Annotated in this window: 6 protein-coding genes; all 6 read left to right on the plus strand. The window is 72.3% G+C overall.

Annotated features, from left to right (window positions below; translation table 11 throughout):
• Window positions 1-1068, plus strand: a 1068-nt coding sequence (kdpB, locus tag VGD70_RS31455) for a potassium-transporting ATPase subunit KdpB (protein WP_331087796.1), incomplete at its 5' end; no start/stop codon positions are given.
• Between the two features lie 4 nt (window positions 1069-1072).
• The gene (locus VGD70_RS31460) at window positions 1073-1708 is read left to right on the plus strand and encodes a potassium-transporting ATPase subunit C (RefSeq protein WP_331087798.1); all 636 of its coding nucleotides are present in this window, start codon (window positions 1073-1075) and stop codon (window positions 1706-1708) included.
• Window positions 1705-4335 (plus strand): sensor histidine kinase KdpD, encoded by a 2631-nt coding sequence (locus tag VGD70_RS31465; protein WP_331087799.1) that lies wholly within the window; start codon window positions 1705-1707, stop codon window positions 4333-4335. Before VGD70_RS31460 ends, VGD70_RS31465 begins: the two co-directional genes overlap by 4 nt.
• Window positions 4332-5015, plus strand: coding sequence for a response regulator (locus tag VGD70_RS31470; RefSeq protein ID WP_331087801.1), 684 nt, complete (start codon window positions 4332-4334; stop codon window positions 5013-5015). Before VGD70_RS31465 ends, VGD70_RS31470 begins: the two co-directional genes overlap by 4 nt.
• A gap of 81 nt (window positions 5016-5096) precedes the next feature.
• Entirely contained in the window at window positions 5097-7046 is a 1950-nt protein-coding gene (locus VGD70_RS31475; protein WP_331087803.1) for an amino acid transporter, read from the plus strand.
• A 251-nt stretch (window positions 7047-7297) separates the two neighbouring features.
• A partial coding sequence (gene lysA, locus VGD70_RS31480) for a diaminopimelate decarboxylase (protein ID WP_331087805.1) occupies window positions 7298-8475 on the plus strand: 1178 nt, incomplete at its 3' end.

An 8475-nucleotide genomic window follows, 5' to 3' on the forward strand; every position in this document is an offset into this window, starting at 1 on the left:
CTGGCGGCCGCGGCGCGGCTGTCCAGCCTCGCCGACAGCACCCCGGAAGGCCGCAGCATCGTCGACCTGGTCGCGAAGAACCACGGCCTGGCCGTCGAGCCCAGCGCGGCCGAGCGGGCCGGGGACTTCGTGGCGTTCACCGCGCAGACCAGGATGAGCGGCATCGACCTCGGCGACCGGGTGGTCCGCAAGGGCGCGGCCAGCGCGGTGCGGATGTGGGTGACCGACCAGGGCGGCGAGGTGCCGGTCGAGGTCGAGGAGGCCGTGGACCGGATCAGCGCCGGCGGCGGCACGCCGCTGGTCTGCGCCGAGCGGGTCGGCGGGGTGGCCGTCGTCCGCGGCGTCATCCGGCTGTCCGACGTGGTCAAGCCGGCCATGAAGGAGCGGTTCGCGGAGCTGCGCAAGATGGGCATCCGGACCGTCATGATCACCGGCGACAACCCGCTGACGGCCAAGGCCATCGCCGCGGAGTCCGGTGTGGACGACTACCTCGCGGAGGCCAAGCCCGAGGACAAGATGGCGCTGATCCGCAAGGAGCAGGAGGGCGGCCGGCTGGTCGCGATGACCGGTGACGGCACCAACGACGCGCCGGCGCTCGCCCAGTCCGACGTGGGCGTCGCGATGAACAGCGGGACCATGGCGGCCAAGGAGGCCGGGAACATGGTCGACCTGGACTCCGACCCGACGAAGCTCATCGAGATCGTGGAGATCGGCAAGCAGCTGCTGATCACCCGCGGCGCGCTCACCACGTTCAGCGTCGCCAACGACCTGGCCAAGTACTTCGCCATCCTCCCGGCGATGTTCGCGGGCATCTACCCGCAGCTGGACAAGCTGAACGTCATGCACCTGCACTCGCCGAGCTCGGCGATCCTGTCCGCGGTGATCTTCAACGCGCTGATCATCGTGGCGCTGATCCCGCTCGCGCTGCGTGGCGTGCGGTACCGGCCCTCGAGCGCGTCGTCGCTGCTGCGCCGCAACCTGCTGATCTACGGCCTCGGTGGCGTCGTCACCCCGTTCGCCGGCATCTGGCTCGTCGACCTGCTGGTCCGACTCATCCCAGGAATGTGAACCCATGAACTCGCTGTACAAACAGACCATGGCGGGCCTGCGGGTGCTGCTCCTGCTCACCGTGATCACCGGCGTGCTCTACCCGCTCGGCGTGTGGGCCGTGAGCCGCCTCCCCGGCCTGCAGGCCAACGCCGAGGGCTCGGTGGTCACCGTGGCCGGACAGCAGGTCGGCTCCGACCTGATCGGCATCGACCCGGTCGCCAAGGACCCCAACCACGACCCGTGGTTCCACAACCGCCCCTCGGCGGTGGCGCTGGACCTGGACGGCGACGGCTCACCCGACCCGCTCGGCCCGGCCGACCCGTCGACCTCCGGCGGGTCGAACAAGGGGCCCTTCAACAAGGACCTCCTCGCCACCATCCAGCAACGCAAGGACCTGATCGCCAAGCGCGAGGGCGTCTCCCCGGCCCAGGTGCCGGCCGACGCCGTGACCGCGTCCGCGTCGGGCCTGGATCCCGCCATCAGCCCGGCCTACGCCGAGCTGCAGGTCAAGCGCGTGGCGCGGGAGAACGGCCTGACCGAGGACCAGGTCCGCGCGCTGGTCAAGGACAACACCGTCGGCCGCGGCCTCGGCGTCCTCGGTGAGCCCGGCGTCAACGTGCTGAAGCTCAACCTGGCCGTCCAGGCCGCCAGACGGTGACCTCGCCGGACGGTGCGGTGCCCGGGAAGGTCCGCAAGGGTGAGCTGCGGATCTACCTGGGTGCCGCGCCCGGTGTCGGCAAGACCTTCGCGATGCTGGGCGAGGCCCAGCGCAGGCTCGAGCGGGGCACCGACGTGGTGGCCGGTCTCGTCGAGACGCACGGGCGGCCCAAGACGGCGGCGTTGCTGCGGGGCCTGGAGGTCGTGCCACGCCAGCACCTGGAGTACCGCGGGCGCGAGTTCGACGAGATGGACCTCGACGCCATCCTCGCCCGCAAGCCGGAGGTCGCGGTCGTCGACGAGCTGGCCCACGCCAACGTGCCCGGCTCGCGCAACGACAAGCGGTGGCAGGACATCGAGGAGCTGCTCGCGGCGGGCATCGACGTGCTTTCCACGGTGAACGTGCAGCACCTGGAGAGCCTCAACGACGTCGTCGAGCGGATCACCGGCGCGCACCAGCAGGAGACCGTGCCCGACGAGGTCGTCCGCCGCGCCGAGCAGATCGAGCTCATCGACATCACCCCGGAGGCACTGCGCCGCCGCCTCGCCCACGGCAACGTCTACCCCGCCCACCGCATCGACGCCGCGCTGGGCAACTACTTCCGCCCGGGCAACCTGATCGCGCTGCGCGAGCTGGCCCTGCTGTGGGTGGCCGACCAGGTCGACGTCGCACTCCGGCGCTACCGCACCGAAAAGGACATCACCGAGACCTGGGAGACCAGGGAGCGGGTCGTCGTCGCCATCACCGGTGGCAAGGAGAGCGAGACCCTGATCCGGCGGGGCAGCCGGATCGCCACCCGTGCGGGCGCGGAGCTGCTGGTGCTGCACGTCCTGCGCGGCGACGGGCTCACCGGCGTCGGCCCGGGCGCGGTGGGCCGGCTGCGCCGGCTCGCCGACGACGTCGGCGCGACGTTCCACACCGTGGTCGGCGACGACGTGCCCGCCGCGCTGCTGGACTTCGCCCGCGGCGTCAACGCCACCCAGCTGGTCCTGGGCACCTCGCGGCGGTCGCGGTGGGCCCGGGCGTTCGACGAGGGCATCGGGGCCGCGGTCGTCCAGGAGTCCGGCCCGATCGACGTGCACACGGTCACCCACGAGCAGTCCGGCGGCGGCCGGCGCCGCAGCCGCCGCGCCCGCAGCCCGCTCACCAGGTCGCGCACGGCGCTCGGCTGGGCGCTCGCCGTCGTGCTGCCCGCGCTCGCGACGCTGGCCGGCGCGATCTGGCGCAACGAGCTGACCCCCACCACCGACGTGGTCGACTACTTCCTCGCGCTGGTGATCGTGGCGCTGGTCGGCGGGATCGGGCCCGCCCTGTTCGCGTCGGTGTTCAGCGCGCTGCTGCTGAACTTCTTCTTCGTACCCCCGATCTACTCGCTGACCGTGGCCGACCCGGAGAACGCGCTGACGCTGGTGATCATGGTCGTGGTCGCCGTCATGGTCGCGGTGGTCGTCGACCGCGCGGCCCGCCGCGCCGAGCTGGCGGCCCAGGCACGCACCGAGGCCGCGCTGGTCGCCTCCTACGCGCGCACCGTGCTGACCAGCCCGCGGCCGCTGCCCACGCTGCTGGAGAAGGTGCGGGAGAACTTCGGCCTCACCTCGGTCGCGTTGCTCGAGAACCGCGACGGCGACTGGCACCGCGTCGCGTGCGTCGGCGAGAAACCCTGTGCCGAGCCCGACGAGGCGGACGTGGACGTCGCGGTGACCCCCGACGTGCACCTGGCGCTGCGCGGTCGCCAGGTCCCGGCGCGGGACCGGCGGGTCCTCGAGGCCGCCGCGGGGCAGGCGCTGCTGGCCTTGCGCCAGCAGCGGATGGCCACCGAGACGGCCGACGCCCGGCACCAGGCGGAGACGACCAAGCTCCGGACGGCGTTGCTGTCCGCGGTGGGGCACGACCTGCGCACGCCGCTCACGTCGATCAAGGCCGCGATCGGGAGCCTGCGCGCGGAGGACCTCGAGCTGTCCGACGAGGACACCCGCGAGCTGCTGGCCACCGTGGAGGAGTCCGCCGACCGGCTGACCAACCTGGTGGACAACCTGCTCGACTCCTCCCGGCTGGCCGTGGGTGTCGTGCGGCCCGTGCTCAGGGCCGTCGGCTACGACGAGGTGGTGGCCCGCGCGCTGGCCGGACTCGACGGCCGGGACGGGGTCACGGTGGACGTCGACGAGCAGCTCCCGCAGGTCCGGGCGGATGTCGGGCTGCTGGAACGCGTCGTGGCGAACATCGTGGACAACGCGCTGCGCTACGGCGTCCTGGCGGTGCCCAGACAGGTCGATGTGGACGGTGACGGCGAGATCAGCGCGGACGAGCCGGCGATCGCCGTCCGCGCCAGCGCCTACGCCGACCGGGTCGAGCTGCGGATCGTGGACCACGGCAGGGGACTGCCGAAGCGGGCGGTGGACTCGGCGTTCGAGCCGTTCCAACGCCTCGGCGATCGCGACGCCACGAGCGGGGTCGGCCTCGGCCTGTCGGTCGCCAAGGGGTTCGTCGACGCCATGGGCGGGTCCCTGCGTGCCGAGGACACCCCGGGCGGCGGGCTCACCGTGGTCATCTCGCTGCCCGCGGAGACCGGGGACCCGGCGGACCCGGCGGGCACCATCGCGGAGACTGGGGAGGGCGTGCTGGCATGACCACGGTCCTGGTGGTCGACGACGAGCCGCAGATCGTCCGCGCGCTGCGGATCAACCTCACCGCCCGCGGGTACCACGTGCTCGCCGCCGCGGACGGCACCGGCGCCCTGCGCGCGGCCGCCGACGGCAAGCCGGACGTCATCGTCCTCGACCTCGGCCTGCCGGACCTGGACGGCACGGCGGTGATCGAGCAGCTGCGGCGCTGGACCTCGATTCCCATCATCGTCCTGTCCGCCCGCACCGACGCCGCCGACAAGGTCCGCGCGCTCGACGCGGGCGCCGACGACTACGTGACCAAGCCGTTCGGCATGGACGAGCTGCTCGCCCGCCTGCGGGCCGCCGTCCGCCGCGGCATCCAGTCGCTGTCGGGCAGCGAGGACTCGGTGATCGAGACCGACACGTTCACGATCGACCTCCTCGCCAAGAAGGTGCACCGGGACGGCGCCGAGGTCCACCTGACGCCGACCGAGTGGGGCCTGCTGGAGATGCTGGCCCGCAACCGGGGCAAGCTCATCGCCCAGAAGCACCTGCTGCAGGAGGTGTGGGGCACGGGGTACGAGGCCAACACCCACTACCTGCGGGTGTACCTCGCCCAGCTCCGCCGCAAGCTGGAACCCGAGCCCTCCCACCCGCGGTACCTCATCACCGAACCCGGCATGGGCTACCGCTTCGAGCTGTAGTCCCGGGGTGCCGGTCGGTCCCCGACGCCACCAACACGTCACCGGCGCGCGGGCCGGTTGGGATCGCGTTAGCGTCCGCTTGTGACGAGTGCCGCCGAGGAGCAGCACCAGCGGGGCTTTCGCGGCTGGCTGCTGGCGGGGATGCCGCACCGGTACCGCCGGCATCCCGGCCCGGGCCGGCTGCCCCGCGACGACGAGGGCAAGCCCTGGTGGAAGGTCATGTGCCTGACCGGCGTGGACTACTTCTCCACGCTGGGCTACCAGCCGGGCATCGCCGCGCTGGCCGCCGGGGTCATCGCGCCGATCGCCACGGTCGTGCTCGTGCTGCTGACCCTGTTCGGCGCGTTGCCGGTGTACCGGCGGGTCGCGCAGGAGAGCCCGCACGGGGAGGGCTCGCTGGCGATGCTGGAACGGCTGCTGCCCCGCTGGCGCGGCAAGCTGGTCATCCTGGTGCTGCTGGGCTTCGTGGCGACCGACTTCATCATCACGATCACGCTGTCCGCCGCCGACGCGTCGGCGCACGTGATGGAGAACCCGTTCGTCCCGCACTTCTTCGGTGGCAAGCAGGTGCTGATCACGCTCGTGCTGATCGCGCTGCTCGGCGCGGTGTTCCTCAGGGGGTTCACCGAGGCGATCGGCATCGCGGTGGTGCTGGTCGGCGTGTACCTGACGCTCAACCTGGTCGTCGTGATCGTCTCGTTCGGGCATGTGCTGTCCGCCCCGCACGTGGTGGCCGACTGGCACAACCTCCTCGTGCGCCAGTACGCCAGCCCGTGGCTGATGATCGGCGTGGCGTTGCTGGTGTTTCCCAAGCTCGCGCTCGGCCTGTCCGGCTTCGAGACCGGGGTCGCGGTGATGCCCCAGATCAAGGGCGCGCCCGACGACGACCCGCGCCACCCCGCCGGCCGGATCCGCAACGGCAGGCGGATGCTGGCGACCGCCGCGGTGATCATGAGTGTGTTCCTCGTCGCCAGCAGCTTCCTCACCACGGTGCTGATCCCGCAGGAGGAGTTCCGGCCGGGCGGGGCGGCGAGCGGCCGGGCCCTGGCCTTCCTCGCGCACGGCTATCTCGGTGACGTGTTCGGCACGGTCTACGACACGTCCACGATCGCGATCCTGTGGTTCGCCGGTGCGTCGGCGATGGCCGGGCTGCTCAACCTCGTGCCGCGCTACCTGCCCCGCTACGGGATGGCGCCGGACTGGACGCGGGCCCCCCGGCCGCTGGTCCTGGTGCTCGTGGCGATCGCGTTCGTCATCACCCTGATCTTCGACGCGAACGTGGACGCCCAGGGCGGCGCGTACGCGACCGGGGTGCTCGTGCTGATCTCCTCGGCCGCCCTCGCGGTCACGCTGAGCGCCCGGCGCCGTGGGGCGCGGCGGGCCACTGTCGCGTTCGGACTGATCACCGTGGTGTTCCTGTACACCACCGGCGCGAACATCGTCGAACGGCCGGACGGGGTGAAGATCGCGTCGTTCTTCATCGCGGCGATCGTGCTCACCTCGTTCGTCTCCCGCGCGATGCGCTCCACCGAGCTGCGCACCACGGAGATCGTCCTGGACGAGACGGCCCAGCGGTTCATCGAGGAGGCCGCCACCTGGGACGAGATCAACATCATCGCCAACGAGCCGGACGCGCGCGACGAGCAGGAGTACCGGGAGAAGGAGGCCGAGCAGAAGGAGTTCCACCACCTGCCCGACGACGCGCCGGTGCTGTTCCTCGAGGTGACCATCAAGGACGCCTCCGAGTTCGAGACCGAGCTGACCGTGCACGGCGAGGAGCGGTTCGGCTACCGGGTCCTGAAGGTGGAGAGCTCCACCATCCCCAACGCGATCGCCGCGCTGCTGCTGCACATCCGCGACGTGACCGGCAAGGTGCCGCACATCTACTTCGCGTGGATGGAGGGGAACCCGGTGCCGCACGCGTTCCGCTACCTCCTCTCCGGCGACGGCGACATCCCGCCGCTGACGCGGGAGGTGCTCCGCCGCGCCGAACCCGACCGCGACCGCCGCCCCCTGGTCCACGTCGGCTGACCGGCCACAGCCACCGGACGACGACGGAGACAAGCCCGCGGCCGGGCATCAAGCCCCGCAGCCCGCCATCAGGATCGCGGCCAGCCGTCAGGATCGCGGCAGGGCATCAAGCCCGCGGCCAGGCATCAGGGTCGTAGCCGGGCATCAGGATCGCGGCCGATCATCACCAGCGCGCTAGGAACTGGTCCGTCGTCGTCAAGATGGTGTCGGCGTGGGTGCCGGGCCGGTAGGGGCGGGGGTTTGCTGGGGGTATGACCCTGATCGATCTCCTGCCCAGTCTCCGTGGTTTCGAGCGGGCCGGGTTGGTGGCCGGTGTGTGGCCGGCGAGTGCCCGCCTGGACGACTCGGGTGACCTGGTCGTGGGTGGCGTGTCGATGACGCGCGTCGCGGCGGTGTTCGGTACGCCCGCCTACGTGCTCGACGAGGCGGAGGTGCGCCGGCAGTGCCGGGCCTACCGCGCGGCACTCCCCGAGGTGGAGATCTCCTATGCCGGCAAGGCGTTGCTGACCCGTGCGGTGGCGCGGTGGATGCGGGAGGAGGGCCTGGGCCTGGACGTGTGCTCGGCCGGTGAGCTGGCGGTCGCGCGCCGGGCCGGGTTCCCCGGTGAGCGGATCACCTTGCACGGCAACGCGAAGTCGCCGGAGGACCTCAAGGCCGCGGTGGCCGGGCAGGTCGGCCGGGTGGTGGTCGACTCGTTCGACGAGCTCGACCAGCTCGCCGCGGTCGCGCGGGCCCGCCAGCAGGTGCTGGTCCGGGTGACGCCGGGGGTGGACGGGCACACCCACCACGCGATCGCCACCGGGGTCGAGGACCAGAAGTTCGGCTTCTCCCTCGCCGGCGGGTCCGCCGCCGAGGCGGTCCGGCGCGTCCTCGCACAGCCGGCGCTGGAGCTGGCCGGGCTGCACTGCCACATCGGGTCGCAGCTCACCCGGGTCGCCGACTTCGAGGAGGCCGCCCGGCGCATGGTGGCCCTCCTCGCCGCGATCCGCGACGAGCACGGCATCGTGGTGCCGCTGCTCAACCTCGGCGGCGGCCACGCGGTCCGCTACCACGCCGGCGACACCGGGTTCGACCTCGACTGCTTCGCCCGCCGGATGCACATCGCCGTCCGCCTCGAGTGCGACCGGCACCGGCTGCCCGTCCCGAGGCTGGCCATCGAGCCCGGCCGCGCGCTGGTCGCCCGCGCCGGCATCACGCTCTACCGCGTCCTGACCGTCAAGCACCAGGCCAGCCGCACGTTCGTCGCCGTCGACGGCGGCATGAGCGACAACCTCCGGCCCGCGCTGTACGGCGCCCGCTACACCGCCCGGCTCGTCGGCCGCCCGGCCACCGCCCCGCCACGCGAGGTCACCATCGCCGGCCGCCACTGCGAGGCCGGCGACCTCCTCGCCACCGACGTCCCGCTCCCGGCCGACGTCCACGCCGGCGA

Origin of the sequence: Actinophytocola sp. (genome assembly GCF_036402745.1) — a bacterium.
In the GTDB taxonomy this organism is placed as follows: Bacteria; Actinomycetota; Actinomycetes; order Mycobacteriales; family Pseudonocardiaceae; genus Actinophytocola.

Coding starts and splice junctions, on each gene's coding strand:
- VGD70_RS31470 (WP_331087801.1), top strand. CDS start 4,332: ATGACCACGGTCCTGGTGGTCGACGACGAGCCGCAGATCGTCCGCGCG.
- VGD70_RS31460 (WP_331087798.1), top strand. CDS start 1,073: ATGAACTCGCTGTACAAACAGACCATGGCGGGCCTGCGGGTGCTGCTC.